27 protein-coding genes are annotated in these 25,831 nt (G+C 60.3%); 11 read left to right on the forward strand and 16 right to left on the reverse strand.

The features are described from left to right. Positions 1–63 precede the first annotated feature (63 nt). The 3 genes from DBR44_RS07425 to DBR44_RS07435 form a co-directional block, all read right to left on the reverse strand. Positions 64–1,005 (reverse strand): SPFH domain-containing protein, encoded by a 942-nt coding sequence (locus tag DBR44_RS07425; protein ID WP_124643448.1) that lies wholly within the window; start codon positions 1,003–1,005, stop codon positions 64–66. A gap of 2 nt (positions 1,006–1,007) precedes the next feature. Continuing rightward, positions 1,008–1,445, reverse strand: a complete 438-nt coding sequence (locus DBR44_RS07430; RefSeq protein WP_124643449.1) for an NfeD family protein — start codon at positions 1,443–1,445, stop codon at positions 1,008–1,010. Positions 1,446–1,512: 67 nt separating this feature from the next. Continuing rightward, complete coding sequence (locus DBR44_RS07435; RefSeq protein ID WP_124643450.1) at positions 1,513–1,707, reverse strand: hypothetical protein; 195 nt, start codon at positions 1,705–1,707, stop codon at positions 1,513–1,515. Between the two features lie 40 nt (positions 1,708–1,747). On the opposite strand from DBR44_RS07435, the gene DBR44_RS07440 reads away from it, so the two are divergent. Both DBR44_RS07440 and DBR44_RS07445 read left to right on the forward strand, forming a co-directional pair. Next, a complete protein-coding gene (locus DBR44_RS07440; protein WP_124643451.1) occupies positions 1,748–2,338 on the forward strand; it encodes a YigZ family protein in 591 nt (196 codons plus the stop codon). 66 nt (positions 2,339–2,404) lie between these two features. Further along, complete coding sequence (locus tag DBR44_RS07445; protein WP_124643452.1) at positions 2,405–3,334, forward strand: exopolyphosphatase; 930 nt, start codon at positions 2,405–2,407, stop codon at positions 3,332–3,334. 65 nt (positions 3,335–3,399) lie between these two features. On the opposite strand, the gene DBR44_RS07450 is transcribed toward DBR44_RS07445, so the two are convergent. Next, entirely contained in the window at positions 3,400–4,059 is a 660-nt protein-coding gene (locus DBR44_RS07450; RefSeq protein WP_124643453.1) for an HAD family phosphatase, read from the reverse strand. A 113-nt stretch (positions 4,060–4,172) separates the two neighbouring features. Between DBR44_RS07450 and DBR44_RS07455 the strand changes: the two genes are divergently transcribed. From DBR44_RS07455 to DBR44_RS07465, 3 genes are all read left to right on the forward strand, one after another. Next, positions 4,173–4,814: an AAA family ATPase gene (locus DBR44_RS07455; RefSeq protein ID WP_233578415.1), complete on the forward strand. Its 642-nt coding sequence runs from the start codon at positions 4,173–4,175 to the stop codon at positions 4,812–4,814. A 182-nt stretch (positions 4,815–4,996) separates the two neighbouring features. Next, a complete protein-coding gene (locus DBR44_RS07460) occupies positions 4,997–5,947 on the forward strand; it encodes a GMP reductase (RefSeq protein ID WP_124643455.1) in 951 nt (316 codons plus the stop codon). Positions 5,948–6,155: 208 nt separating this feature from the next. Then, positions 6,156–7,763 (forward strand): methyl-accepting chemotaxis protein, encoded by a 1,608-nt coding sequence (locus tag DBR44_RS07465; protein WP_124643456.1) that lies wholly within the window; start codon positions 6,156–6,158, stop codon positions 7,761–7,763. An 85-nt stretch (positions 7,764–7,848) separates the two neighbouring features. Here DBR44_RS07465 and DBR44_RS07470 read toward each other — a convergent pair whose 3' ends face one another. The 4 genes from DBR44_RS07470 to lptF form a co-directional block, all read right to left on the reverse strand. Beyond that, entirely contained in the window at positions 7,849–8,298 is a 450-nt protein-coding gene (locus tag DBR44_RS07470; protein ID WP_124643457.1) for a MaoC family dehydratase, read from the reverse strand. 95 nt (positions 8,299–8,393) lie between these two features. Beyond that, entirely contained in the window at positions 8,394–10,964 is a 2,571-nt protein-coding gene (locus DBR44_RS07475; RefSeq protein ID WP_124643458.1) for a [protein-PII] uridylyltransferase, read from the reverse strand. Position 10,965: 1 nt separating this feature from the next. Next, complete coding sequence (gene lptG, locus DBR44_RS07480) at positions 10,966–12,042, reverse strand: LPS export ABC transporter permease LptG (protein WP_124643459.1); 1,077 nt, start codon at positions 12,040–12,042, stop codon at positions 10,966–10,968. Further along, positions 12,039–13,148 (reverse strand): LPS export ABC transporter permease LptF, encoded by a 1,110-nt coding sequence (gene lptF / locus DBR44_RS07485; RefSeq protein WP_124643460.1) that lies wholly within the window; start codon positions 13,146–13,148, stop codon positions 12,039–12,041. Before lptF ends, lptG begins: the two co-directional genes overlap by 4 nt. 203 nt (positions 13,149–13,351) lie before the next feature. Here lptF and DBR44_RS07490 point away from each other — a divergent pair, with 203 nt between their 5' ends. From DBR44_RS07490 to DBR44_RS07505, 4 genes are read left to right on the forward strand one after another with little or no spacing between them, the layout of a single operon-like run. Continuing rightward, positions 13,352–14,917 carry a leucyl aminopeptidase gene (locus tag DBR44_RS07490; protein ID WP_124643461.1) on the forward strand — a complete coding sequence of 522 codons (1,566 nt, stop codon included), beginning with the start codon at positions 13,352–13,354 and terminating at the stop codon, positions 14,915–14,917. Then, complete coding sequence (locus DBR44_RS07495) at positions 14,904–15,326, forward strand: DNA polymerase III subunit chi (protein ID WP_124643462.1); 423 nt, start codon at positions 14,904–14,906, stop codon at positions 15,324–15,326. The genes DBR44_RS07490 and DBR44_RS07495 overlap by 14 nt, the downstream gene beginning before the upstream one ends. Before the next feature lie 17 nt (positions 15,327–15,343). Next, complete coding sequence (locus DBR44_RS07500; RefSeq protein WP_124643463.1) at positions 15,344–17,338, forward strand: hypothetical protein; 1,995 nt, start codon at positions 15,344–15,346, stop codon at positions 17,336–17,338. Continuing rightward, positions 17,338–17,889 carry a cob(I)yrinic acid a,c-diamide adenosyltransferase gene (locus DBR44_RS07505; protein WP_124643464.1) on the forward strand — a complete coding sequence of 184 codons (552 nt, stop codon included), beginning with the start codon at positions 17,338–17,340 and terminating at the stop codon, positions 17,887–17,889. The genes DBR44_RS07500 and DBR44_RS07505 overlap by 1 nt, the downstream gene beginning before the upstream one ends. A gap of 62 nt (positions 17,890–17,951) precedes the next feature. Here the strand turns inward: DBR44_RS07505 and DBR44_RS07510 are convergent, their stop codons facing one another. The 5 genes from DBR44_RS07510 to trxB form a co-directional block, all read right to left on the reverse strand. After that, positions 17,952–18,785 (reverse strand): alpha/beta hydrolase, encoded by an 834-nt coding sequence (locus DBR44_RS07510; protein ID WP_124643465.1) that lies wholly within the window; start codon positions 18,783–18,785, stop codon positions 17,952–17,954. Between the two features lie 4 nt (positions 18,786–18,789). Next, on the reverse strand, positions 18,790–20,193 hold the full coding sequence (locus tag DBR44_RS07515; protein ID WP_124643466.1) for a PhoH family protein: 1,404 nt from the start codon (positions 20,191–20,193) through the stop codon (positions 18,790–18,792). Positions 20,194–20,244: 51 nt separating this feature from the next. Next, a complete protein-coding gene (locus DBR44_RS07520) occupies positions 20,245–20,697 on the reverse strand; it encodes a peroxiredoxin (RefSeq protein WP_124643467.1) in 453 nt (150 codons plus the stop codon). A 76-nt stretch (positions 20,698–20,773) separates the two neighbouring features. Next, on the reverse strand, positions 20,774–21,181 hold the full coding sequence (locus DBR44_RS19735) for a Smr/MutS family protein (RefSeq protein WP_233578417.1): 408 nt from the start codon (positions 21,179–21,181) through the stop codon (positions 20,774–20,776). 235 nt (positions 21,182–21,416) lie between these two features. Next, positions 21,417–22,370 carry a thioredoxin-disulfide reductase gene (gene trxB, locus DBR44_RS07530; RefSeq protein WP_124643469.1) on the reverse strand — a complete coding sequence of 318 codons (954 nt, stop codon included), beginning with the start codon at positions 22,368–22,370 and terminating at the stop codon, positions 21,417–21,419. Between the two features lie 115 nt (positions 22,371–22,485). On the opposite strand from trxB, the gene DBR44_RS07535 reads away from it, so the two are divergent. Further along, positions 22,486–22,680 carry a hypothetical protein gene (locus tag DBR44_RS07535; RefSeq protein WP_124643470.1) on the forward strand — a complete coding sequence of 65 codons (195 nt, stop codon included), beginning with the start codon at positions 22,486–22,488 and terminating at the stop codon, positions 22,678–22,680. A gap of 89 nt (positions 22,681–22,769) precedes the next feature. Then, positions 22,770–23,414 (forward strand): tetratricopeptide repeat protein, encoded by a 645-nt coding sequence (locus DBR44_RS07540; protein WP_124643471.1) that lies wholly within the window; start codon positions 22,770–22,772, stop codon positions 23,412–23,414. A gap of 64 nt (positions 23,415–23,478) precedes the next feature. Here the strand turns inward: DBR44_RS07540 and DBR44_RS07545 are convergent, their stop codons facing one another. From DBR44_RS07545 to waaF, 3 genes are all read right to left on the reverse strand, one after another. Continuing rightward, on the reverse strand, positions 23,479–24,072 hold the full coding sequence (locus DBR44_RS07545; protein WP_124643472.1) for a hypothetical protein: 594 nt from the start codon (positions 24,070–24,072) through the stop codon (positions 23,479–23,481). A 98-nt stretch (positions 24,073–24,170) separates the two neighbouring features. Next, positions 24,171–24,761: a TetR/AcrR family transcriptional regulator gene (locus DBR44_RS07550; protein WP_103525569.1), complete on the reverse strand. Its 591-nt coding sequence runs from the start codon at positions 24,759–24,761 to the stop codon at positions 24,171–24,173. An 8-nt stretch (positions 24,762–24,769) separates the two neighbouring features. Next, complete coding sequence (gene waaF, locus DBR44_RS07555) at positions 24,770–25,822, reverse strand: lipopolysaccharide heptosyltransferase II (protein WP_124643473.1); 1,053 nt, start codon at positions 25,820–25,822, stop codon at positions 24,770–24,772. Between the last annotated feature and the right edge of the window lie 9 nt (positions 25,823–25,831).

A 25,831-nucleotide genomic window follows, 5' to 3' on the forward strand; every position in this document is an offset into this window, starting at 1 on the left:
TGATTATGGGGGCAGCCTGCCCGTTATACAAGACAGGGCAAGGCTGACGTCATGTTGAAAATGTTAACGATTGCTTTGCTTCACCACGCTTAGGGCGGTGGCCACCAGCGAGCTGACATCGGCCACATTGGCGGGCAGGATGACGGTGTTGTTCTGCTTGGCCAGCTGGGCGAAGGCCGCGACATATTGCTCGGCTACCTTCAGGTTGACCGCTTCGATGCCGCCGTCCACCTTGATCGACTCGGCCACGCGGCGCACGGCGTCGGCCGTGGCATCGGCCACCAGGCGCAGTGCCTCGGCCTCGCCCTGGGCCTTGTTGATGGCGGCCTGCTTGTTGCCTTCGGAATTATTGATGGTGGCCTGCATCTCGCCCTGTGATTTCTGGATGGCTGCTTCGCGGGCACCGTTGGCCAGGTTGATCTGCTCCATCTTCACCCCTTCGGACTGGGCGATGCGGGCGCGCTTTTCCCGCTCGGCGGTGATCTGTGCCTGCATCGAGTGCAGGATGTCCTGCGGCGGTACCAGGTCCTTGATTTCATAGCGCAATACCTTCACCCCCCAGTTGATGGCGGCTTCATCGAGCGAGGCCACCACGATCTGGTTGATCTCGTCGCGTTCTTCGAAGGTTTTGTCCAGTTCCATCTTGCCGATGACCGAGCGCAGCGTGGTTTGCGACAGCTGGGTGATGGCCAGCAGGTAGTCGCTGGTGCCATAGGACGCGCGCTGCGGATCGGTGACCTGGAAGTACAGGATGCCGTCCACTTTCAGCTGGGTATTGTCGCGGGTGATGCAGATCTGGCTGGGTACATCCAGCGGTACTTCCTTCAGGCTGTGCTTGTAGGCCAGGCGGTCGATGAAGGGGATGAGGATGTTGAGGCCCGGCGTCAGCGTGGCGTGATAACGGCCCAGGCGTTCGACAATATAGGCATGCTGCTGCGGGACTACCTTGACCGACTTGATGATGAATACCACTACGGCCAGGAACAGAATGATGACGAATTCCATGATTATCGGGTTTCCGTTTGCGTGAGGGAGAGAATCAGCACATTGCCGTCGCGGCTATGGATATAAGCCTGCATGCCTACCTGCCAGGGGCCGTCACCGGCAAGCTGAGCCTGCCATTCGGTGCCGCGATAATGTACACGGGCCAGTCCGCCATCCAGCAGTGCGCTGATGCGTACCGTCTGGCCGATATCAGGATCATCCGCCGGCCGAATAGTGTGATTGCTGCGGCGCTGACGGGTGCGCCAGCGTGCCACGCAGAACACCCCGATGCTGCCGCTAAGGCTGGCCAGCAACCAGCAGATCGCCTCGCTGGCACCGGCCAGGCTACCCAGCCCGGCAACCGCCAGGGCAATCGCCAGCACCAGCAGGTAGAAGGTGCCCGACATGAATTCTGCAATCAGTGCCAGCAGGGCGGCGACCAGCCAGATGGTATGGGTCAAGGTTAAGCGTCTTTCATGACGATAGATTTGGCATTCTCATGCCGAATGCGGCGGCTGACAACTGCTTTCAGTAGTGATCACGGTCGGGCAGGTATCTGGCCAGCACGGCTTCTTGTTCCCTATCAAGCCAGCACTTGTCCAGTGCCAGCCAGAGTGCTTCCACTAACAGGGCAAGGACAATCAGCAGGGCTTGCATGGTGTGGCTCCCTTTGGTGATGTTGGCCTGCTTGCGCAGGCAGCTGGTGTGGAATGGCGTTACCATGCAGGCCAATCCATCAGCTTTGACCATGGAAAGCGTAATAATGTTTCAGCTGGCAGCGCCTGTCGTGGCGGAAATCGAAATCAAGAAAAGCCGCTTCATCGCCGCTTTGTATCCGGTACAGAGCCGGGATGAGGCCCTGGTGCATCTGGCCGCCCTGCGGCGACAATGGCCTGATGCCCGCCATTACTGTGCGGTGCTGCTGGTGAGTGGTGACTCCATGCTGGATGATGACGGCGAGCCGTCCGGTACGGCGGCCCGCCCCATGTACAACGTGTTGATGCACAAGCAACTGCACAATGTACTGGCGGTGGTGGTGCGCTATTTCGGCGGTATCAAGCTGGGGGCGGGTGGCCTGGTGCGCGCCTATACCCAGGCGGTCAATGCGGCATTGCAAACGGCGCTGCTGCAGCCGGTGGTGCTGATGCAAAGCTGTCTGGCCCGGGTGGGTTTTGCCAGTGAATCACGCTTGCGCCATTGCTGTGCCGAGCTGGCAATCAGTGTGATCGCGGTCGAATATGGCGAGCATGTCGTGTTGACGCTGTCGATGCCGCAGGCGCAGAGCCAGGCGCTGCAAACTCGCTTGTACGATCTGCTGGCGGGTGAGGTATATTTCATGACGGATGAGAGTTGATGTGGCCTGTCGCCGCGGGGTGGCAGGTTTGTATCGCGGGTATGTTTTGATCTCGGGGAGAAAATAATGTCGCAACAGCAATACCGCCTGGTAACGCGCAGTGATTTTGACGGCCTGGTCTGCGCCGTGCTGCTGAACGAGCTGGGCATGGTGAATGAAATCAAGTTTGTTCACCCCAAGGATATGCAGGATGGCAAGGTGGAAATCACCGAACGTGATATCACCACCAATCTGCCGTATGTGCCGGGCGCCTATCTGGCCTTTGATCACCACCTGTCGGAGACGCTGCGCAACGGCCAGCACGATAACCACATCATCGATCCGTCAGCACCATCCGCGGCGCGTGTGGTGTACGACCATTTCGGCGGCAAGCAGGTGTTTACCCGTATCAGCGACGAAATGATGGATGCGGTGGACAAGGCCGATTCTGCCCAGTTTTCCCGCGACGAAATCCTTAATCCAACGGGTTGGGTATTGCTCAATTACCTGATGGATGCCCGCACCGGGCTGGGCCGTTTCCGCAATTTCACCGTCAGCAACTATCAACTGATGATGGACCTGATCGGCTATTGCCGCGATCACAGTATTGAAGAAATTCTGGCCCTGCCCGACGTCAAGGAGCGGGTTGATCTGTATCGGGAATACGAAGAGCAGGCCCGCGAACAGATCCAGCGCTGTGCCCAGGTGCATGACAATCTGCTGCTGCTTGATCTGCTGCAGGAAGAAACCATCTACCCGGCCAACCGCTTTCTGGTCTATGCCATGTACCCGCAGTGCAATATCTCCATCCACATGATGTGGGGTCTGAACAAGCAGAACATCGTGTTTGCCACCGGCAAGTCGATCATCGACCGCGGCTGCCGTACCAATGTTGGCGCGCTGATGCTGCAATACGGCGGTGGTGGCCATGAGGCAGCCGGTACTTGCCAGATTGGCGTCGAGCAATATGAAGATGTACGTGACGAGCTGATCGCCCGCATTTGTGCAGAGGGTTGAAGCCCGGCAAGGCGTGAAAAGGGGCCGCTGCATTGCAGTGGCCCCTTTTCCTTGGGAGCAGTGGTTTACAGTGTCTGTAGCAGTGCCAAGGCCTGGTGCAGGTCTTCGCATACCGCCAGCGCACCGGCTGTTTCATGTGCGGCTGGCTTGACCATGTCCGGCACCAGAATCACCCGCATGCCGGCAGCCAGCGCCGCCTGCATGCCGATCAGCGAATCTTCCAGTACCACGCAGGCTTGCGGTGTGATGTCCAGCAGGGCTGCTGCGGCCAGATAGACGTCTGGTGCGGGTTTGGTATTGGCTACTTCGTCGCCGGCAACGGTGTGCTGGAAATAAGGCCCCAGCCCGGTACGTTGCAGTTTGAGATCACACATCAGGCGCTGGGTGGAGGTGGCCACTGCGTGTGGAATGGCCTGGCTTTGCACCCAGTCCAGCACCTCGATGATGCCGGTCTTGAGCTTGAGTTCACCCGTGCTCATCAGCTGATGGTAGTGGTGGCGGCAGCGCTGGCTCAGTTTCTCGGCAAGGCTACGGTCCTGAAAGTGGGCAGCGACATGGTCGAGGCTCTTGTTTACCGACAGCCCGACCATGCCCAGGATCACATGTTCGGGGATGGGAACGCCGATTTCAGCGGCAGCGCGCAGCCAGGACTGGCCGCTGACGCTCTCGGTGTCGATCATCAGACCATCCATGTCGAACAGGATGGCTTGCATGTTTGAATTCATTGGTTTGCTTTCCTCCAGCGTGTCAGCCTAATGTGGCAAGCCCCTGCCTGCAAGCATGATGACTCTGGTATAGTGGGTCGATCACCAAGTGAGCGAGGTCCATTGTGCAGTCTGTGCTGGTAGCGAATCCTAAGGGTGGTAGTGGCAAGTCAACTTTAGCCACCAATCTGGCAGGTTACTTTGCCTGTTCCGGTCGTAATGTCATGCTGGGCGACGTGGATCGTCAGCAGTCCTCATTGCGCTGGTTGCAGGAAAGGGCTCCGACATTGCCGGCGATTCAGGGCTGGGAAGTGTCTGCCGGTACGCCGGCCAAGCCGCCCAAGGGGACTGAAGTCATCGTTCTGGACAGTGGTGCCGGCTTGCACGGCAAAAAAATGGCCTCCCTGATCGCGCGGGTCGAGCGCATCATCATCCCGATTCAGCCTTCTCCTTTCGATATGTGGGCCAGTGGCGAGTTTTTTGAACAGCTGCTGGCGGAAAAAGCGGTCCGCAAGAACAAGGTATTCATGGCTGTAGTTGGCATGCGGGTTGATCCGCGCACCCGTTCGGCCAAGGAGCTGGAGCGTTTTCTGGCCGAGCACGATGTGCCGGTACTGAGCTGGCTGCGTGATACCCAGCTGTATGTGCAGGCGGCGGCTTCTGGCATGACCTTGTTCGACTTGCCAGCTTCGCGCACCCAGAAGGATAGGGATGCCTGGAAGCCCATTTTGCAGTGGTTGGGCGAGCCGCAAGATGGTTGCTGGTTCGATAAATAAATCTTCACTTGAAGAAATAATTGCTTGACGTGAAGAAATTGCCGGCGTAGATTTGGTTCGACATTGCGTGCGAGCCCAAGAGAGGCGTCGCAGGAGAATCCGTAAACGGGAGCCCATGAGGCTCCCGTTTTTTATTGGGGCCCCTGCATTTTTATCGACTACAGCCTGAAGGGAATACTTGCATGATTACTACCGAACTGAACTATGGCGACGTGTACCTCGTCCCCAAGAAAACCGTTGTCGACAGCCGCAAGGAGTGCGATACCTCGGTGCAATTCGGACCGCGTCGCTTTGACATGCCGATCTACCCTTCGAATATGAAATCGGTAGTCGATGAGGAAACCTGCGAAGCGTTTGCCCGCCTGGGCTGGTTCTACACCATGCACCGCTTCAATGTGGATGCTTGCCGCTTTACGGCAGCCATGCAGGAAAAAGGGCTGTTTGCTTCCATCAGTGTTGGCGTCAACGACGATACCTTGCAGCAACTGGCTGAGCTGAAAGCCGCCGGTCTGACGCCGGAATACATCACCCTGGACGTGGCCAATGCCTGGTGTGTCAAGGCCGAGCGCATGATCAAGCACATCAAGCAGCAGTTTCCCGGCAGCTTCCTGATTGGCGGCAATATCGCCACGGCCGAGGCAGCGCGTGATCTGGAAAGCTGGGGCTGCGATGCCATCAAGGCGGGGATTGCCGGTGGTCGTGTCTGCATTACCAAGAACAAGACCGGCTTTCATCGCCCGATGGTGAGTACGGTCAAGGACTGCGCTGCTGCGGTGCAGGTGCCGGTGATTGCCGATGGTGGCATCGTCGAGCATGGCGACATGGCCAAGGCCTTGGCCTGTGGTGCCAGCATGATCATGGCGGGCTCGCTGTTCGCCGGCTATGACGAGTCTGCCGGTGAAATTGTTGAAATCAACGGCAAGCATTACAAGGAGTACTTTGGCAGCGCCTCGCAGTTCAACAAGGGGGCTTATGTGAATGTCGAGGGCAAGAAAATCCTGGTGGAATACAAGGGGAGTATTGGCAAGCTGCTGCGTGAACTGAAGGAAGACCTGCAGTCATCGGTGAGCTATGCCGGCGGCCGTGATTTGGCAGCCTTGAAAAGCGCAGCCATGATCCAGGTTTCTCGCTGAAACTGTCTGTTGCTCAGGTCGCCAGTTTGTGTACTGGCGCTTGGTGCCAGCTGTTAATCCATACCCGCCTTGCGCGGGTTTTTATTTGTGCACGTGGCTGGTAATTGATGGCAGGTTTCATATGCTAAGGCTAGTGCTTTGTTGTTAGAATGAGCTGATTAAATAATTTGTTTCAAATAATTAAAATTAGCGTAAGAAAACACATCAAATGAAGATCAATCTGCCTGTCACCACCAATGAGTTGAGCGTCGATCCTGTCAATCCCATCGTCACCAAGACGGATGTGAAGGGCAGCATCACTTACGCCAACCGTGCCTTTATTGAAATCAGCGGTTTTAGCGAAGCTGAGCTGCTGGGCAAGAACCACAATATGGTGCGGCATCCGGACATGCCGGTGGAAGCCTTCGCTGACTTGTGGGATACGGTAAAGGCAGGCAAACCCTGGCGCGGCATTGTGAAAAATCGGGCCAAGAACGGTGACTTCTACTGGGTGGAAGCCTATGTCACGCCGATTACCGAGCACGGCCGCATCGTGGGTTATATGTCGGTACGCTCCAGGCCGTCACGGCAGGATGTGGACGGGGCGGCTGCGCTATACCGGCAAGTGATGGACAAGCAGGCGACCCTGCCTTCCACGCTGCAGCGCTATGCCAGGCAGCGCGATGTGCTGAAAATCGCCCCGGTACTGGCCTTGCTTGGCTCGACAGTAGCCGTGGTTTCGTTTTTCCTGCCTGACTCCATGCAGCTGGTGCGTGAAACCGTGGGGGTGGGCGGCAGCCTGCTGGCACTGGGGAGTGCTGCCTGGGCTTGGTTGCGCATACGTTCTGCGCTGGCTGTGCTGGATGGCCGTTTCCAGGACTTGCAGGAAGGCCGGCTGGATCATGCCATCCAGGCGCATGAAGGTGGCTTGCTGGGCAAGGTGCTGGCTTCGCTGGAGGCCTTGCGCATTCATTACCGCGCCACCATTGCCGATGTGATGCGCGCCAGCCATTACACCAAGCAGCAGGCACATGGGCTGCTGGATGACATGCATGCGCTGCAGGAGCGCTCGGTGGAGCAGCGCCAGGGCTTGAATCAGATCAGCCACAATATGGAGTCCCTCAGCCTGGCGGTGCAGGATGTGGTGCGCTTGGCCGAACACAATCAGCAAGACTCGCAACACACCCAGCAGGTGGCGCGCGAAGGGCGGCAGACCATGGATGCGGCGACGACAGCGGCGCAGCGGGCGGTGAGCGTGGTGTCGCAGTCACGTGGTGCCATGGTGGAGCTGGACGAAGCGATGATCCGCATCCGCAGCATGACCACGCTGATCCGCGAGATCGCCGATCAGACCAATCTGCTGGCGCTGAACGCGGCCATTGAGGCCGCCCGAGCCGGAGAAATGGGTCGCGGCTTTGCCGTGGTGGCCGATGAGGTAAGAAAGCTGGCCGAGCGCACCACCAAGACCACAGACTCCATTGGCGGCATCGTCGAGGAAATCGGCAAGATTACCCATTCGGCCGTCAGCAGCATGGATGCCACGGTGGAGGAGGTGGATGAGGTCAATGGCCAGATCCGTCTGTCGTCCGGCAATCTGCAGGGCCTGATCGAGGCGGCGGAACAGTCCAGCCAGCAGGCGCAGCAGCTGGCGCGGGAGATGGGCAGCAAGTCCGACTCCATCAATGTGATGGCGGCAGCGCTGGAGCAATTGAATGCGCTGTCCGAACAGGATCTGCACACCACGCAGTCGATTGGCGACAGTGCCAGCCATCTGGCCGAGACCTCGGTCGATCTGGCGCAACTGACCGATACCTTTAGTAAATGGCAACAGCGCTGAGCGGCTACTGACGCTGGCTGAGCATGAAAAAACCTGCCCTCCCTTGCGGACGGCAGGTTTTTTCATGCGTGGTGACGGGCGGTGCTCAGGATGTGGGGTGGCAGGCAACCCAGATCGAGGTTTCCAGCTGCATGGCGATGTCGTCGTGCTGGTTGCGGGTAGTCCAGCGCAGTTGTACGACGCCAAAACCCGGCTGACTGCTCGAGCGTTTGCTGGTCAGCACTTCGATTTCCGCACGCAGGGTATCGCCCGGGCGGGTGGGCTGTGGCCAGCGCACTTCCTTGATACCCATGCCGATCAGGCCATTGGCGACATTTTTCAGCTCGCTGGCGGTGATCAGGCTCATGGTCAGGCTGCTGGTGTGCCAGCCTGATGCCGCCAGCCCGTTGAAAAAGCTGGCCTTGGCGGCTTCCGGGTCGGTATGGAAGGGTTGCGGGTCGAATTGGCGGGAGAAATGGATGATTTCGTCCTGCGTGATGGTGTGGCTGGCGGTGTGAAACCGGCGGCCGGCGGTCAGGTCTTCGAAATAGAGCATGGCATTACGTTTGCGTAAGTTGATCGCTCAGCATACGGTGGCCGGGGCCTGCGGTCAAAGCCTGTGCCGGGCTGCGGTGGGCGGCCTGGCAACATTCAGATGCGTAGGGCGGCGATCAGCGCACTTTCCAGTGCCAGCACCGTCTTGTTGTCCTTCAGGCCGGGGCCGCTGATCAGGAAGGAGTCTTCCGCACGGCTGCCCAGGGTCATGATCTTGGCCGACTGCACGCTCAGACGGTAGTCCGCCAGCACCTTGGCAATGCGGGCCAGCAGGCCGGGCCGGTCGCCGGCGACGATGGACAGGACATAGTAATTGTCCTTGTCGTCCGGGCGGATCAGCACTTGCGGCGCGATGGGGAAGTGCTTCAGATGGCGGCTGATGCGGCCGTTGGCTGGCGGTGGCGGTGGGGTTTCCAGTCGCAGGCACTCGGCCAGTTCGAATTCGATGAAGTTGATCATGTCGCGATAATCCCCGTCGTGGTGCTCGGGAATGAAGACATGAAAGGTATCCAGCGCATAGCCGTGGCGCGTGGTGTAGACCTTGGCATCGGCAATGCTGTAATTGGTGCGGCCGAAAAAGGCACAGGTACGGGCGAATAGCTCTGGCTTGTCCGGGGTGTAAATCAGTACCTGGATGCCTTCGTGGTCGTCCGACAGCCGGGCGCGCACCATGGGCGTTTCGATGTTGACGAAACGGTTGAGGATGCGGGCGTGCCAGGCGATTTCCTTGGCCTCGTGGCGCAGGAAGTACAGCATGTCCAGCTGCGACCACAGCTTTTGCTCCACGCCGGCCGGTACGGCATACAGGCGCAGCAGGCTGAGGGCTTGGGTCTTGCGTTCTTCCAGTTCCGAGTTCAGGTCCACTTCGCCGCCGCGCAGCAAGACGCGCAGGGTGGCGTTGTACAGGTCTTCCAGCAGCTTGGCTTTCCAGGCATTCCATACCTTGGGGCTGGTGCCGCGAATGTCCGCCACCGACAGCAGATACAGTGCCGCCAGCCGGCGCGGAGTCTGCGTCAGTTCGGCAAAGCGCTGGATGATGTCGGGGTCGTAGATGTCCTGCTTCTGCGCGATGCTCGACATGGTCAGATGCTGCCCCACCAGCCACACCACCAGTTCGGTATCTTCGGCCGACAGTTCGTGCTGTTCGCAGAACTCGCGGGCATCGACCATGCCCAGGGTGGAGTGATCGCCGCCGCGGCCTTTGGCGATGTCATGGAACAGGCCGGCCACATACAGCACTTCCGGGCGCTCGAAGTCGTTGATCAGCTTCGACAGGAAGGGATATTCGTGGTTGAAGGCGCTGATGGCGAAGCGGCGCAGATTGCGCACCACCATCAGGATGTGTTCGTCCACGGTGTAGACATGGAACAGGTCGTGCTGCATCTGGCCGACGATACGGCCAAAGCCCGGCAGATAACGGCCGAGTACGCCGTACAGATTCATGCGGCGCAGGCAGCGGGTGAGGCCGGGTTCGCGCAGCATCTGCATGAACAGGCGACGGTTTTCCTGATTCTTGCGGAAGCGGTCGTTGATATGGCTGCGGCCATGCCACAGCGCACGCAACATGCGCGGGGCAAAACCGGTCAGTTCCGGATTGCGTTGCAGCATGTAGAAGGCTTCCAGAATGGCTGACGGCTCTTTCTCGAATACATCCGGTCGGCGGATGCCCAGCATGCCGTTGACCGAGTAAAAGCGTTCGTTCAGGTTCTGGGTGATGCGCGGCACTTGCGAATACAGCCGGGCACGCAGATTGGGCAGCAGGATGCCGTTGAGCTGGCTCACCGTCTTGGCCGAGCGGAAATACAGCTGCATCACCTGTTCGCTGGCGCGCTTGGCTGGGGTGTCCTGCAGGCCGAAGGCCAGGCCCATGCTTTGCTGCAGGTCGAAAATCAGCCGGTCTTCGCGGCGGCGCGCCAGGATGTGCAGGTCGATGCGTAGCCGTTGCAGCTGGCGGTCGCTATGGTGGATCAGCCTGGCTTCGGCCTGGGTCAGAATGCCGCGCTGGACCAGATCGCTCCAGTTTTCGCCCAGCCCGATGGCCTTGCTGATCCACAAGATGGTGTGCAGATCACGCAAGCCGCCCGGGCTTTCCTTGATATTGGGTTCCAGATTGTTGGTGACGCCAAAATGGCGGTTGTGACGCTGCTGCTGCTCCAGTGTCTTGCCCTCGAAGAAGGCGAGCGGATCGCGCTGGCAATCGAGACGGGAAATCAGCAGATGGTAGGGCGCTGCCGCGCCGGCAATCAGGCGGTTTTCCAGCAGATTGGTTTCGATGGTGATGTCTGCAGCGGCTTCCTGCAGGCATTCTTCGACGGTGCGTACGCTGTGGCCGACTTCCAGCCCGATATCCCACATGCGGCTGATCAGTGCCGCCACCCGCTCTGGCAGCGCGGCCGGGGTGGGGCTGGGCAGCAAAACCAGCACGTCGATGTCGGAACAGGGGAATAACTGACCACGGCCGTAGCCGCCGACGGCAATCAGCGTGGCATCGGCATCCAGCCCTGCCTGTTGCCACAGCTGTTGCAGGATATGGTCCACCGCCAGACTGTGCTGCGCCAGATAGTGCTGCGGGTCGCGTTCGCCCAGATAGTGCTCAACCAGCTGTTGGCGCTGGCTGGCCAGCTGTTTGCGCAGGTCCTGGGTCAGGTCGGTGGTGGATTCTTCCATGTCAGCGTCTTTCCTGTTTCAGGATGAGGGCGATGCCGGCGAACAGAAACAGCAAGGTGGGCACTGTGGCCGAAATCACCGGGTTCCAGCTGTACAGCAAACCCAGGTGACCGAACAGGCGGTTGATGAAGTGGAAGCCCACCCCCAGGCAGATGCCGGCAAACAGCTTGAGGCCGAGCTGGCCGTGGCGGCGCTGCTGCGGCGTGAACGCCAGGGCCACCAGTGCCATCGACACGCAGGCCAAGGGGTAGAACAGCTTGCCCCACAGGGCGATGTCGTAGCGCTGGGTTTGCTGTTTGTTGGCACTCAGGTGTTCGATGTATTTGACCAGGCTCATGGCCGACATTTGCTCTGGCACCACCAGCAGCACATTCAGGATGTCCGGCTCGATGATGGAGGTCCATTGCGCCAGCGGCACCGACTTGCTTTCGGTGTGATCGGCATACAGATGGGTTTCCACCACATTGCTCAACTGCCAGATATGGGTGCCGCGCAAGAAGCTGCCACGTTCGGCATAGCGGGTGGTGACCAGCTGGTAATTGTCGTCATAGGTATAGATGCGCACGCCAAGCAGGGTGGTGTCCGGCAGCATTTCGTGCACATTGATGAAATTATTGTTGTCCTTGACCCAGATGCCGGAGCGGAACTCCTGCGCCACCATCGAGCGCATGGCCGACAGTTTCATGCGCTCGGCCTGTTGCAGCGAGTAGGGGCTGATGAATTCGCCCAGCGCGGTGGTCAGGATGGCGAAACCCAGTCCAAACAGCAGCAGGGTGCGGGCAATCTGGCCCAGGGTGATGCCGCAGGTGCGGATCACCGTGTATTCACTGGAGCTGGCCAGCTGGGTCATGGCCACCATGCCGCCGATCAGCACCGCCAGCGGCATCAGCTCGTAAGCATGGCCGGGAGCCTGCATGGCGATATAGGCCAGCATCTTGCCAATGTGGTAGCCGCCCTGGTTCAGATCCGGCACTTCATGGATGATGTCGAAAAACCCGTAAAGGCCCAGCAGGGCTGCCAGGGTAAACAGCGTGGACTGGGTCAGCGCGCTGATGATGTAGCGATAAATCAGTTTCATCGGGCTCTGTGCTTGTGCAGGAAGTATTTCAGGGTCTGGCGCACGGTATTGGCCGGGCGGTCGCGGTATTTCAGCAGCAAAACGGCAATGATCAGCACAATGACATGCACCACCAGAATGCTGGCCATGCCCACCTTGCCCTGGGTAATCCAGTTGCGCACCAGGGTCAGGCTGTTCTGGTAGAGGAAGAAGCCGAGCAGGGCGACGACCAGATTATGGGCATGGCCGCTGCGTGGATTGTAGTAGGACAAGGGAATGGCCAGGAAAGCCAGCACCAGGCAGCTTAGCGGCATGGACAGGCGCCATACCAGCTCCGAGCGATAGGCCGGGTCGCTGCTGCCAATCAGCGTGCTGGTGCTTTGCGCCTGACGGTTGTTCGGGCGCGAGGCCAGCTTCTGGTTATTGCCCACGACCACGCTATAGCGCTTGAAGCTGCCGACTTCGTAGTTGGACTGGCCTGGCTCGCCCACGTAGCGCCGGCCATCTTCCAGCACCAGCACCCGCTCGTTGTCATCGTTGACGGTAATGTAGCCGCGCTTGGCAAAGATGCTGGATACTTTGCCCTCGCTCATGTCCTGCATGAAGATGTTGGTGGCCGAGCCATGCTCGCCGCCATAGCTTTCGATGAAGTACACCTTGCTGCCAGAGCCACTTTCCTTGAATACGCCCGGCGCAATGGCGCTGATCTCTTCGCGCCGCTTGAGGATTTCGGCATAGACCTGGCTGCGTTCTTCTGCCCAGGGTGCGATATACAGCGAGACAATGCCCACCAGCAGGGCCAGCGGAATGGTAAAACGCATCACCGGCCACACCCAGTCGCGCAGCGACAGGCCAGAAGACAGCCAGACCGCCATTTCGTGATCGCGCCAGATACGGGTCATCACCACCAGTACGGTGACGAAAACGGTGAGGATCATCAGCAGCGGAAACAGGCCGAGCGCCCAGAAACCAATCAGTGCAGTAACCGCCTCGTTGGCGATTTGCCCTTCGGCGGCGCGGCCCAGCAAATTGATCGCCTGGGTGGAGAGAATGATGGCCAGCAGGACGACAAATACGCCCAGGGCGGTAAAAGTCAATTCTCGGGTCAGGCTTTTACGAAAAACCATTTATCAGTGCCTTTTTGACTTTTTGTGACTAGCGTAGTGATAATTTGATTTGATAACTCTGAAACGCCGTTTTCGGCAAATTTCGGGATGGACGCAGCTTCTGTCTTCGCCTGCTACAGGCAGGGCTTTCCGGCACAAAAAACGGTGCAGACAGCCTGTCAAGAAGTGGAACAACTGACACTCGCATTACACGGGAGTACAAGATGGAATTTAACATAAAAAGCGGCAGCCCGGAAAAACAGCGCGTTGCCTGCGTGATAGTAGGTGTCTATGAATCGCGCAAGCTGACCTTCGCAGCCGATTTGCTGGATCGCATCTCCAACGGCTTTATCAGCGATGTCATCCGCCGCGGCGATATGGAAGGCAAGCTGGGCAGCACGCTGCTGCTGCATTCGGTGCCGCACACCCTGTGCGACCGTGTCATGCTGGTGGGTCTGGGCAAGGAGCGCGATTTCCGTGCCAAGGAATACCGCGAAGCGGTACGCAGCTCCATCCGCAGCCTGACCCAGACCTCGGCCACCGAGGCGGTCAGCTATCTGACCGAACTCACCGTCAAGAAACACGATGTCGAGTGGATGATCGAGCAGGCCACCGTGGTCACGCTGGATGTGCTGTACCGCTTCGACCGCTTCAAGAGCAAGCAGGACGAAAGCGTGCGCGAGCCGCGCAAACTGACGCTGGCAGTGCCGCGTCGCAGCGATCTGGCCGATGGCGAGAAGGGCTTGCAGCGTGGCCTGGCCATTGGCAACGGCATGAAGCTGGCCAAGGATCTGGGCAATCTGCCGCCCAATGTCTGCACGCCCACTTATCTGGCCGACGAGGCCGAGCGCATTGCGGCCGACTTTGGCTGCGGCGTGGAAATCTATGGCCAGACACAGCTGGAAGAGCTTGGTCTGGCGTCTTTCCTGTCCGTGGCGCGTGGCAGCGTGCAGGAGCCCAAGCTGATCGTGCTGCAATACCAGGGTGCCAAGGACAAGAACGACCGTCCGCTGACGCTGATCGGCAAGGGTATCACCTTTGATTCCGGCGGCATTTCGCTCAAGCCGGGCGAAGGCATGGACGAGATGAAGTACGATATGTGCGGCGCAGCTTCGGTACTGGGTGCTTTCCGCGCTGCAGTGGAAATGAAGCTGCCGATCAATCTGGTGGCCATCGTGCCGGCCTGCGAAAACATGCCTGCCGGTAATGCCGTCAAGCCTGGCGACATCATCACCAGCCTGTCCGGTCAGACCATCGAAGTGCTGAATACCGACGCGGAAGGCCGGCTGATCCTGTGCGATGCCCTGACCTTCGCCGAGCGTTTCAATCCGGATACCGTGATCGACGTGGCCACCCTGACCGGTGCCTGCGTGATTGCCCTGGGTCACGTGGCCACCGGCCTGTACAGCAACCAGGACAGCCTGGCGCGTGAGCTGCTGGCCGCCGGCGAAGAAGTGGCCGACCGCGCCTGGCATATGCCGCTGTGGGATGAGTATCAGGAATTGCTCAAGAGCCCGTTTGCCGACATGGCCAATATCGGCGGTCGTCCGGGTGGCAGCATTACGGCCGCCTGCTTCCTGTCGCGCTTTGCCAAGGCCTACGACTGGGCGCATCTGGACATCGCCGGCACCGCCTGGAAGAGCGGCAAGGACAAGGGTGCCACCGGTCGTCCGGTGCCGCTGTTGGTGCAGTTCCTGCAGGATAGAGCCGACATCGCCCTGGGCAATGTAGTGCGTCGTGGCCGTCCGCGCCGCGAATCGCCAGAAATCGTTGAAGATGACGCGGATTGATTTTTATACCAATGTGGCCCAGCCGCAGGAGTTCGCCTGCAAGCTGGCCGCAACGGTATTCCGCAAGCAAGAGCGCCTGCTGGTGTGGCTGGAAGATGAGCGGGCGCTGGACACCTTCAGCAACCGGCTGTGGTGTCTGGGCGATACCCAGTTCATTGCCCATTGCCGGCTGGATGCGGCCGAGGCGGCACAAACGCCGATCTGGCTGACGGCCGAACTGCCGCCTACACTGCAGCATCCGGTACTGCTGAATCTGGGGGCGGAATTACCGCCCGCACCGCAGCATTTTTCCCGTATTCTGGAGATAGTGGGAACCGATGAGGCCGCTCTGGCCACAGCGCGCTACCGCTTCAAGGCCTATCGAACTCTGGGCTATGAAATCCAACATCACGACATGAGCCACAAGTGACCATGAACGAGTCGCCAATGCCTGATCTGCCCTCCTGGGACGAGCTGGACCTGCCGGTACTGGATGAAGTGGTGGATGAGTCCGCCGTGCCGGTACTGGCCGAGGAAGTGCTGGATGTGCCGGATTTTGACTTTTCCAGCGAACTGGACGTGATGCAGCAAAGCCTGGTACCGCCAGGTCACGGTATGGCGGAACTGGAAATTCCGGAATTGACGCTGGAGGATCTCGACGTCGCCAGCCCGGCGGTCGCACCGGCTGCTGCCGCGCTGGACCTGACGGCCTTGCCGTCGCTTGATCTGGATGAGCCGCTGGCAGATGAGCTGTCGCTGCAACAGGTCTTGCCAGACGAGCAGCCGCCGGCCGCGCAAGCGGCGGGTGTGTCGCCAGTCTTGCAGCCGGAGGCACCGGTGATGGCGGTGGATGGCTTCGAATTCATGCTGGACAGTCATGCGCCGGCAGCGTCGGTGCCGGATAGTCAGCCCGAACCGTCATGGCCTGTCGCTGCATCCAGCGAGTCCCCCCTGTCCGACTTGGCTGCCTCGCAGCAACTGGCCGAGCGCCTGGCGCAGGTGTGGCAAACACCGGTCGAGCCGCCAGTTACTGTTGATGATGCGGTGCCATCTGCACCATCGGTCGAATCCCCACCGGCTTTGCCAAGTGGTTTGTCCATTTCACTGGATAGCCTGCCTGATGGCGTGCTGGGTGGTGGCGTGGGCAAGGTGGAGGAAGCCAGGCCGTCTGCTGCTGAATTGCTGGCCCGCGCACAGGCGCTGGTGGCGGCGACGCCCAGTTCTCTGGACGATGTATTGCATGCGGCCGAGCTGACGCTGGCGCAGGAAGAAAGCCTGCAGCGCTTTCATGCTGCACCGGCCGCTGCCCAGCAAACCTTCGCTTCGCTGGACGAGGCCGAGTTGCAAGCCGCCATGGCCGGCCTGCCGGGAGTCGTGGCTGCAGACAGCCAGGAAGAAGACTGGCCCAGTCTGGGTGATGTCGACCGTCTGAACGAAACCGAACTCGAATTGCCGGAAGAGGCGGCTGTCCAGGCCGCCGCACCGCTGCTGCAAGCTGAATGGCAGGACGAGCCGCCGGAGCATGCAACGCCGGATAATGCAGTCGCTTTGCCAGTGCTGGAGCAGGAAGAGGGCTGGCCCAGCCTGGGCGATGTCGACCGCCTGAATGAAACCGAAGTGAAATTGCCAGATGAAGCTGCGGTGATGGCGGCGGCCCCGCTGCTGCAAGCTGAATGGCAGGACGAGCCGCCGGAGCACGTAGTACCGGATAGCGCAGTTGCTTTGCCAGTGCTGGAGCAGGAAGAGGACTGGCCCAATGTAGGCGAGGTGGACAAGGAGAGCGAAACCGAGGTGGATGGCGAGCCGGAGGTGCCGGCAGCCACTGTGCAGGGCCTGTTTGCCGAGTCACCCTTTGCCAGCGAACGTCAGCCAAGCGCGCAAGTCGACATGCCGGTCATTCCCAGCTTGCCAGACGAGGTGCCAGCCCCGCCGCTGCCAGTGACGGCCCTGCCCGAGCTGGCACCAGAACCGGCATTGCTGCCTGCCGTGGCGCAAGTAGTCGAGCCGCCATTGCTTGAGGAGCTGGCGGGTGCCAGTTTTGCTGCGGCCATGCCGCAAACGGTAGCTCAACCCGCTGAGGATGCTGGCAAGGCGGTGGAAGTGCTCAATGTCGCCGCCGTCACCACGGCCACAGCCGCTGCCGCGCTGATGAATCCGCTGCGCAAGCCTGATGCCACCGTGGCGGTGGTGGATGAGCGTGCGCTGGTGGAGGCGATGTACGAAAAGCTGCTGCCACGGATGAAGGTGGAGCTGTCCTTGTGGCTACAGGATGCACTGGAGCTGCAGGCCAAGAACATGTTGTCCGGTGTGATGCAGCAATTGAAAGAAGACTACGACATGTTGTTTGGTGAAACACTGAAAGAAAGCCTGCGCCAGGCCATTCTGGCGCTGGGGCGCGAGCAGCAGGGGCAGCATGATGCCCCGCGAGGGGAGCAGGACTGATGGGGCATAGACTGTCACGCATTGTCACCCGTACCGGGGACGATGGCAGTACCGGGCTGGGAGATGGCAGCCGCGTGGGCAAGGATAGCCCGCGGGTGCGGGCGCTGGGTGATGTGGATGAGCTGAACTCGGTGATTGGCGTGCTGCTGGCGGAAGACTTGCCGGAAGAGGTCGCGCAGCGCCTGCTGGCCGTACAGCATGATCTGTTCGATCTGGGCTCCGAGCTGGCCGTGCCGGGTTATGCCGCGCTCAAGCCTGAGCATGTGGTGATGCTGGAGGAGTGGGTGGAGGCCATGAATGCCGACCTGCCCATGCTGAAGGAGTTCATCCTGCCGGGTGGTTCACGCCAGGCGGGTCTGGCGCATCAGGCCCGGTCGGTATGCCGCCGTGCCGAGCGTGCCGTGGTGACTGCGGCGCATGACAGCGAGGTGTCGACGGCTGCCCGTCAGTATCTCAATCGCCTGTCCGATGCGCTGTTTGTACTGGCCCGTCACCTGAACAAGGCGCTGGGCCGGCCTGATGTGCTGTGGCAGCCGCATCGGCGCGACTGAGTACGCTGGTAGGCAGAAAAAAGCCGCGAGGGGTCTCGCGGCTTTTTTCATGCGGGCGGCGCTCAGGCCGGTGCGTGGCAGCTTCGCTCGGTTTTCTGTGGCAAATGCAGGGTGTCCAGCCATTGCAGCAGCCGTTCGGCGGTACGCTCCCAGCGGGTGTCCAGCATCATCATGTGGCCCATGTGCGGCAGGATTTCCGCATTGACATCCAGCCGCTCGGCGGTGGCCACCACATCTTCCGGCGAGATCAGCATGTCTTCTGCCGCGCCCAGTACCAGCGCGGGCAAGGGCTGGATGGGGCGGATGGCCAGCGGATTGACCAGCGTCATGTCCATGACTGCGCGCTGGCTTTCCTGTTGGCAGCACTGCGTCAGCAGCGCTGTCGTGGCCTCTGGCGCATCGTGTGACAACAGCAGGTCGCGCAGCTCGCTTTCCGCCGGGTTGTAACTGCCTTGCTGGTACAGGTTCAGGTTCAGCAGCAGCCCCGGTGCCTGGGTCAGCAGGCGCAGGCTGGAGGAGGCCAGTCCGGTGGGCGGAACCGAGGCGAGGAAGGCGGCGGCTGGCAAGGTACGGCTGGTCAGGTATTGTTGCAGCACGAAACCACCCATCGAGTGGCCGATCATGATGGGCGTGCGCTTGATGCGTTTCACCGCGGCGTCCAGATTGCGCACGTAGTCATCAATGCTGATGGCGGACAGGTATTGCTGGCCATCGCTGTCGCCGTGGCCTTCCAGGCTGATTGCCCAGCAGTCAAAGCCTTGTCGGGCAAACCAGGGCAGGAAAGTGCGCTGCCAGCACCAGGCGGCGCAAAATGCGCCGTGGACAAACAAAAGGGGCGGAGCGTCGCGCTCCGTCCCTTGAGCTGCCTCATGGATCAATTCGAGGCGTGGATGCATTTAGTCAAAGTACCTCACCAGCATGATCTGCCAGACGTGAACGTTCCCCGCGTTGCAGGGTGATATGGCCGGAATGTTCCCAGCCCTTGAAACGGTCGACCACATAGGTCAGACCGGAACTGCCTTCTGTCAGGTAGGGGGTGTCGATTTGCGAAATATTACCCAGACAGACTACCTTGGTTCCCGGACCTGCACGAGTGATCAGTGTCTTCATCTGCTTGGGCGTCAGGTTCTGCGCCTCGTCGATGATCAGGTATTTGTTGAGGAAGGTACGGCCGCGCATGAAGTTGAGCGACTTGACCTTGATGCGTGAGCGCACCAGATCGCGGGTGGCGGCACGGCCCCAGTCGCCGCCATCGTCATCGCTCTTGTTGAGCACGTCGAGGTTGTCCTCCAGTGCACCCATCCACGGGGCCATTTTCTCTTCTTCGGTACCAGGCAGGAAGCCGATGTCTTCGCCTACCGGCACGGTGACCCGGGTCATGATGATTTCCGAATACAGCTTCTGCTCCAGTGTCATCGCCAGGCCGGCGGCCAGGGTGAGCAGCGTCTTGCCGGTGCCAGCCTGACCGAGCAGGGTGATGAAGTCCACTTCCGGGTCCATCAGCAGATTGAGGGCGAAATTCTGTTCGCGATTACGGGCGGTAATGCCCCAGACATTGTTTTTGTGGTGGCTGTAGTCTTTCAGCGTCTGCAGGACCGCTACCTTGCCCTCGACCTTGCTGACACGCGCTTGCAGCGGCTGCGGGCCATCCTGCCACAGCATCTGGTTGATGTGCAGGTTGGGAACGTCCGGGCCTTTGAGCTGGTAATAGCTGCGGCCCTGTTCCTGCCACGACTTCATGTCCTTGCCGTTGCGTTCCCAGAAGGTCTGGTCGACTTCGCGGGTGCCGGTATAGAGCAGGTCGGAATCCTGCAGCACCTTGTCGTTGAAATAATCTTCGGCATCCAGCCCCAGTGCGCGGGCCTTGATGCGCATATTGATGTCTTTGGACACCAGGATGACCGAGCGCTCCGGATGCAGCTCTTTCAGGGCCATCACGATGCCGAGAATCTGGTTGTCGGCCTTGCCGACCGGCAGTGAGGCGGGGAGTACGCTGTGAATGGCCTGGGTCTGCAGGATGAGTTTGCCGGTAGCCGCTTCGCGGCTGGCATTTTTCAGGGTGATGCCGGCTTCGATCTTGGTTTCGCAGCCGCTGACGATATCGTCCAGGAAGCGGCTGGTCTGGCGGGCATTGCGGGCCACTTCGGACATGCCGCTCTTGTGGGCGTCCAGCTCTTCCAGGGTGATGATGGGGATGAAAACATCGTGCTCTTCAAAGCGGTACAAGCTGGTAGGGTCGTGCAGCAATACATTGGTGTCCAGAACGAACAGCTTGGTGGTTTTGCTTTTCTTACGGCTTACCATGATGGACCCCTTGGCGATGCAGGGCCCGGTCGGCAGACCGGGGCACTGCGTTTAGAGAGTGTTTACAAAGGCAAGAACTTCAGCGGCGTGGCCGGGTACTTTGACCTTGCGCCACTCACGAACAATCATGCCGGCGGCATCGATCACGAAGGTGCTGCGCTCGATTCCCCTTACCTGTTTGCCGTACATGTTTTTCATTTTGATGACATCAAGCAGGGTGCAAACCGTTTCCTCCGCATCGGACAGCAATTCAAACGGCAGTTCCAGCTTGGTTTTGAAGTTTTCGTGTGATTTCAGGCTGTCGCGGGAGATGCCGACAATGCTGACGCCTGCTGCGGCAAACTGGCTGTGCAGGTCACGAAAATCCATGGCTTCATTGGTGCAGCCGGGGGTGTTGTCCTTGGGGTAGAAGTAAATCACCAGTGGCTTGGGGGCTGCAGACAGGGAAAACGTGGTGCCGGCTGTGCCGGGCAGGGTGAAGTCGGGGCAGGCTGTACCTGACATGCAAGACTCCTGATGGTGGTGGTTGATGGGAATGCAACCGCCTTGCTTTGAGCTTAGCGGAAATTTCTTACTATTGTCATCCGGATTCTGAGCCGTATTCCTCGTGCTGACCACGCCGTATCAACACCAGTAGCGCGCCGTCGCCCCCCATCTCCTCACTGGCCTGGCAAAACGCCAGCACCTCCGGGTGATGGCTGAGCCAGGAGCGCACCAGCTTTTTCAATACCGGCTGGCCGTTGGAGCCAAAGCCCTTGCCGTGAATGATGCGCAGACAGGGGCCACGGCGGCGGGCGCGGTGCAAAAACAGCGCCAGTGCATCCTGCGCCTGGTAGCGGTCCATGCCATGCAGATCCAGCTGGCAGGCTACCGGCCAGTGGCCATTGCGCAGGCGCTTCAGTGTCTGGCTGGGCATGCCGCTGCGGCAGAACTGTCCCAGGTGCTCGGCGGGTTCGAACAGGCCAACCATGTGGCGCAGTACTTCCATTTCGCTCTGGCGGGAGAGTCCGTGCTGGACATGCCGGTGCTTCGGGTGCGGGCTGGGTTTTCTGGGCTGGGGAATGTGACGTGGTGGGCTTTTCAGCGGGATGACATCGCTGAACAGCTGTTTGAAGTCGGGCTCGGGTGGGGCGGGCGGAGGGGATGCGGGCGCGGCAGACGTGTCACGTAGACGCGTCTGCCGGCGGATTTCCTTCAATGTGTCCTTGAAGGCCTTCAAGATATTACTTCAGGCTATCCAGATAGCGCTCGGCATCCAGGGCGGCCTGGCAACCGGAGGCTGCGCTGGTGACGGCCTGGCGGTAGATGTGGTCCTGCACGTCGCCGGCGGCGAAAACACCGTCCACGCTGGTCAGGGTGGCATTGCCTTCGCGGCCGCCACGGGTGATCAGGTAGCCGGTGGCATCCATTTCCAGCTGGCCCTTGAAGATATCGGTATTCGGCTGGTGGCCGATGGCGATGAACACGCCCATCAGCTTGATATCTTCCGTGCTGCCGTCGGTAAATTTGAGACGGGCACCGGTCACGCCGCTGTCGTCGCCCAGTACTTCATCCAGGCTGGCGTTCAGCTTGAGGGTGATCTTGCCTTCAGCTACGCGCGACATCAGCTTGTCGATCATGATCTTCTCGGCGCGGAAGCTGTCGCGACGGTGAATCAGGGTGACATGCTTGGCGATATTGGCCAGATACAGTGCTTCTTCCACGGCGGTGTTGCCGCCGCCAACCACGGCAACATCCTGGTTGCGATAGAAGAAGCCATCGCAGGTGGCGCAGGCCGATACGCCCTTGCCGGCAAAGGCTTCTTCGGAAGGCAGGCCCAGGTATTTGGCGGAAGCACCGGTGGCGATGATGAGCGCATCGCAGGTGTATTCGCCGGCATCGCCAACCAGGCGGATCGGTTTTTCATGCAGATGAGTGGTGTGGATGTGATCGAAGATCATTTCCGTACCGAAGCGCTCGGCATGCTGCTGGAAGCGCTGCATCAGCTCAGGACCCATCACGCCGCTGGCATCGGCAGGCCAGTTGTCCACTTCGGTCGTGGTCATCAGTTGGCCACCTTGAGCAAGGCCGGTGATCAGCACAGGCTTCAGGTTGGCGCGGGCGGCATACACGGCTGCGGTATAGCCGGCAGGGCCGGAACCAAGGATCAGGAGGGGGCTGTGACGGGTGTCGCTCATCGTGGTATTCCTGTTTTAGGTCGTTGGGTTGTCATTTTAGCAGCTTTGCCATGACAGGATGGCGCAGGCCGTCTAAACTGATCTGGTAGCATTTGTTGACTTGGGAGGTGAGGGCATGGACGGAATAAGTCAAGTAAGCGGACAGAATGTTTCATCGGCGACCGAGGTTTTCGCCCTGAAAAAATCCCTGCAGGCCAGTGGCCAGTCGGTGTTGTCTCTGGTGCAGGGTGCAAGCGATACCGGCACCCAGATCAGCCAGGCGGCATCCAATCCGGCACACTTGGGACAAAGCGTCGACGTCAGGGCCTGAGTCGGTAGCAGTCAGAAGCGGCGCAAGCCGCTTTTTTTACGTCTGTAAGAAATCGGCAGCCGTGGCGACCAATTGGCAGGAGGTGCCACATGCATTGCAAAAATGGAGTTGTCCTGCTGCTTCTGTTCGGGCTAGCCATGTCGGCCGTGGCTGCGGAAAAGCCGTCGTTGCCAGGGTGGGCCAGTTATCAGGCCGGAGATTATGCCGCTGCCTTCCGCACGTTCAAAGCCGGGGCCGAGCGTGGGGATAGGGTGGCGCAATATGATCTGGCCATGCTGTACTGGCGTGGCGAGGGCGTGCCGCGCAATCGGGAACTGGCCCTGAAATGGCTGCAGCAAGCGGTGGCCGCACAATTGTCATCGGCACAGTACGTACTGGCACAGGTCTATGAAAGTGGCGATGGCTTGCCGCGTGACATGCAGCGGGCCACCCGTCTGTTTGAAGCCGCTGCCAGGCAGGGGCATCGTGATGCGCAGGTGAGTGTGGCGACCCAGTATTACCTGGGGCGTGGTGCTAGGCAGGATTATGCCACTGCGGCGCGCTGGTATCTGGCGGCGGCCGAGCAGGGCGATGTGGGCGCGCAGTATCTGCTGGCCAGCCAGTATGAGCATGGGCTAGGCGTGAAGGAAAACTGGCGCGAAGCCATGCGCTGGTATGCCCGCGCCGGTGAGCAGGGAGATCGTGCCGGCCAGCTGAAAGCCAAGGCACTGGCGGCTGGGCATGTTGGGCAATAATGGGGCGGCAAAAGCAAACGAGCACCGCGGGGCAGACCCGCTGTGCTCGTTGTTGATGGCAGACTCAGGCGCTTTCGCTGATGCGCCGGCTGCTGGCCTGGGTGGATGTTTCCAGTAGCGACTGATTGTTCTGGTACTGCGCCACGGCAATCTGGCCGCTGCTCTTCTGGCTTTCCAGCGTTGCCTGTGCCTTATTCTCTGGCGTGGTCACCGTGCTGCTGGCGGTGGTCTGTGTGCTGTCTGGTCTGGCTGTGCCGCTGGAGGAGCGGCTGCTGGCGGCTGCCGGTGTGCGCTCGCTACGGTTCAGGGCGGCGCTGGTGCTGTCATTATTGCTGCGGGTGTCGCTGCTGGCCTGGCTGGCATTGACCGTGGCGGTCGAGCTGGTGCTGCTGCTTTGGCTGGAGGCCAGTTGCCGGCTCAGTTCCTGTTCGATCTGCAGGCGGTTCTGGCTTTGTTGCGAGCGGCTGTTGCTCGGCGCTTGTTGGCTGACTTGTGCCTGCAGCTGTTCGGTATTGCCCTGAGTGCGGGTGGATTGCGTGGTACTGGCGGTTTCCGTGCTGCTCTGGCTGGTGCTGGCGGCGCGGGAGTTGCGGCCCTGCTGTAGCAAGCTGGCGGTGGTGCTGGCGCTACTGCTTTGCAGACGATGGATGCTGTCCATGATCGCAACTCCTGTGGTTTGGTGCTAACCCTGTGATTTTAGAACACTTTGCACTGGTTTTGCTGAAAAAATGAGCGTCAGCCTGGTGCTGTGTGGGTTTACTTCAACAAAACCAGCGCCAGCATGCGCTCGGCCAGCTCATCGACGCTCAGCTCGCCCTCGGATTTGTACCATTGCACGGACCAGTGCAGGCTGCCCAGCAAGGTGCGGCGCAGCAGGCGGGTATCCTGCTTGACCAGACCTGCGGCTGCGGCCTCGTCCAGCACTTCCTGCCACAGTGCTTCGTAGCGGTCGCGCAGCACGATCAGGCCCGGTTTGGCGGCGGCGGAAACGCTGCGCCATTCGTACAGCATGACTTCCAGTGCCGCCTGGTTGTCGCCCAGCAGCGAGCTGAGGTGGACATGAAACAGTGCGGACAGCTTGTCGCGCGGGTTGCGCGCCCTGGCGATGGCTGCGCCCAGTTGTTCGGTGGTGGCGCTGATGCCCAGTGCCATCACGGCGACCAGAATTTCTTCCTTGGTTCGGAAATGATAGAACAGGCTGCCGGATTGCAGGCCGACGGCATTGCCGAGGTCACGTACCGTAGTGCGTTCGTAACCCTGGTCGCGAAACAGTTTGGCTGCAGCGCGCACCAGTTCCATGCGGCGGCTGTTTTCTTCGGGCTGATTGTTTTTGTCTTGTACGCTCATGGTTCAGCCTATGTGCTGCGGGTCAGTTGAATGGGGGCGGTGTGCAGCTCGGGCAGAAAGCGCTGCGCGGCCTGCCAGGCGAGGTCTGGTTGCAGCTGTTCCAGGCAGTTGGTGTGCTGGTAAGGACAGTTGCGTTCGAAGCAGGGGCTGCAGTCCAGGTTAAGGCTGACTACGGCGGCCTGCTCGGACAGCGGTGGGGTGAAGTCCGGGCTGGACGAGCCATACAGCGCAACCAGCGGCTTGCCCAGTGCGGCGGCGACGTGCATCAGACCGGAGTCGTTGCACACCGCCAGCCGGGCCAGGCCCATCAGGTCGATGGCTTCTTCCAGGCCGGTGCTGCCGCACAGATTGATGGCTTTGCCATCTGCCAGCTGGGCAATCTGGGCGCCGATTTCCTGATCCTTGCCCGAGCCGAACAGCCAGACGGCGAAGCCGGCGGCATCAAAGCGTTTGGCCAGTTCGGCAAAATGGCGTGCCGGCCAGCGTTTGGCCGGGCCATATTCCGCGCCAGGGCAGAAGGCGACTACCGGGCGGCTGGTGTCCAGTTGCAGGCGGCTGGCGGTCTGTTGCCGGCTTTGGGCATTGGTCACCAGTGCCGGGTGGGCGATGGGGCGCGGCAGCGGTTTGTTGCGGTCTTCGGCCAGGGCGCAGAAGCGCTCAACCATCATCGGCAATTCCTGCTCGTCCAGCTCACGACTGTCGTTGAGAATCCAGTAGCGCGATTCACCGATGAAACCGGTGCGCAACGGAATGCCGGCAAACAGCGGAATCAGCGCTGATTTGATCGAGTTGGGCAGGACAATGGCCTGGTCAAAGCCTTCAGCCTTGAGCTTGCGGGCAGTCTGCCAGCGCTCGCGCAGGCGCAGGGCACCGTGGCCGAAGGGGTTGAGGTGGGCCTTGGCGACCTCGGGCATGCGTTCCAGCAAGGGCAAGGTCCAGGCTGGGGCAAAGACGTGCAGTTCCAGGCCAGGATGGCGTTGGTGCAGGCGCTGATACAGCGGCTGGGCCATGACGCTGTCGCCCACCCAGGAGGGGCCAATGACCAGTATCTTTTTCTTCATGAAGTTTTC

The organism is Aquitalea sp. FJL05, from assembly GCF_003852595.1.
In the GTDB taxonomy this organism is placed as follows: Bacteria; Pseudomonadota; Gammaproteobacteria; order Burkholderiales; family Chromobacteriaceae; genus Aquitalea; species Aquitalea aquatilis.

Coding starts and splice junctions, on each gene's coding strand:
- DBR44_RS07450 (WP_124643453.1), bottom strand. CDS start 4,059: ATGAATTCAAACATGCAAGCCATCCTGTTCGACATGGATGGTCTGATG.
- DBR44_RS07470 (WP_124643457.1), bottom strand. CDS start 8,298: ATGCTCTATTTCGAAGACCTGACCGCCGGCCGCCGGTTTCACACCGCC.
- DBR44_RS07475 (WP_124643458.1), bottom strand. CDS start 10,964: ATGGAAGAATCCACCACCGACCTGACCCAGGACCTGCGCAAACAGCTG.
- DBR44_RS07435 (WP_124643450.1), bottom strand. CDS start 1,707: ATGGTAACGCCATTCCACACCAGCTGCCTGCGCAAGCAGGCCAACATC.
- DBR44_RS07550 (WP_103525569.1), bottom strand. CDS start 24,761: ATGAGCGTACAAGACAAAAACAATCAGCCCGAAGAAAACAGCCGCCGC.
- DBR44_RS19735 (WP_233578417.1), bottom strand. CDS start 21,181: ATGGAAGTACTGCGCCACATGGTTGGCCTGTTCGAACCCGCCGAGCAC.
- DBR44_RS07515 (WP_124643466.1), bottom strand. CDS start 20,193: ATGGTAAGCCGTAAGAAAAGCAAAACCACCAAGCTGTTCGTTCTGGAC.
- DBR44_RS07540 (WP_124643471.1), top strand. CDS start 22,770: ATGCATTGCAAAAATGGAGTTGTCCTGCTGCTTCTGTTCGGGCTAGCC.
- DBR44_RS07490 (WP_124643461.1), top strand. CDS start 13,352: ATGGAATTTAACATAAAAAGCGGCAGCCCGGAAAAACAGCGCGTTGCC.
- DBR44_RS07440 (WP_124643451.1), top strand. CDS start 1,748: ATGTTTCAGCTGGCAGCGCCTGTCGTGGCGGAAATCGAAATCAAGAAA.
- DBR44_RS07520 (WP_124643467.1), bottom strand. CDS start 20,697: ATGTCAGGTACAGCCTGCCCCGACTTCACCCTGCCCGGCACAGCCGGC.
- DBR44_RS07445 (WP_124643452.1), top strand. CDS start 2,405: ATGTCGCAACAGCAATACCGCCTGGTAACGCGCAGTGATTTTGACGGC.
- DBR44_RS07495 (WP_124643462.1), top strand. CDS start 14,904: ATGACGCGGATTGATTTTTATACCAATGTGGCCCAGCCGCAGGAGTTC.
- DBR44_RS07460 (WP_124643455.1), top strand. CDS start 4,997: ATGATTACTACCGAACTGAACTATGGCGACGTGTACCTCGTCCCCAAG.
- DBR44_RS07465 (WP_124643456.1), top strand. CDS start 6,156: ATGAAGATCAATCTGCCTGTCACCACCAATGAGTTGAGCGTCGATCCT.
- DBR44_RS07545 (WP_124643472.1), bottom strand. CDS start 24,072: ATGGACAGCATCCATCGTCTGCAAAGCAGTAGCGCCAGCACCACCGCC.
- DBR44_RS07500 (WP_124643463.1), top strand. CDS start 15,344: ATGCCTGATCTGCCCTCCTGGGACGAGCTGGACCTGCCGGTACTGGAT.
- DBR44_RS07535 (WP_124643470.1), top strand. CDS start 22,486: ATGGACGGAATAAGTCAAGTAAGCGGACAGAATGTTTCATCGGCGACC.
- waaF (WP_124643473.1), bottom strand. CDS start 25,822: ATGAAGAAAAAGATACTGGTCATTGGCCCCTCCTGGGTGGGCGACAGC.
- lptG (WP_124643459.1), bottom strand. CDS start 12,042: ATGAAACTGATTTATCGCTACATCATCAGCGCGCTGACCCAGTCCACG.
- trxB (WP_124643469.1), bottom strand. CDS start 22,370: ATGAGCGACACCCGTCACAGCCCCCTCCTGATCCTTGGTTCCGGCCCT.
- DBR44_RS07510 (WP_124643465.1), bottom strand. CDS start 18,785: ATGCATCCACGCCTCGAATTGATCCATGAGGCAGCTCAAGGGACGGAG.
- DBR44_RS07425 (WP_124643448.1), bottom strand. CDS start 1,005: ATGGAATTCGTCATCATTCTGTTCCTGGCCGTAGTGGTATTCATCATC.
- lptF (WP_124643460.1), bottom strand. CDS start 13,148: ATGGTTTTTCGTAAAAGCCTGACCCGAGAATTGACTTTTACCGCCCTG.
- DBR44_RS07505 (WP_124643464.1), top strand. CDS start 17,338: ATGGGGCATAGACTGTCACGCATTGTCACCCGTACCGGGGACGATGGC.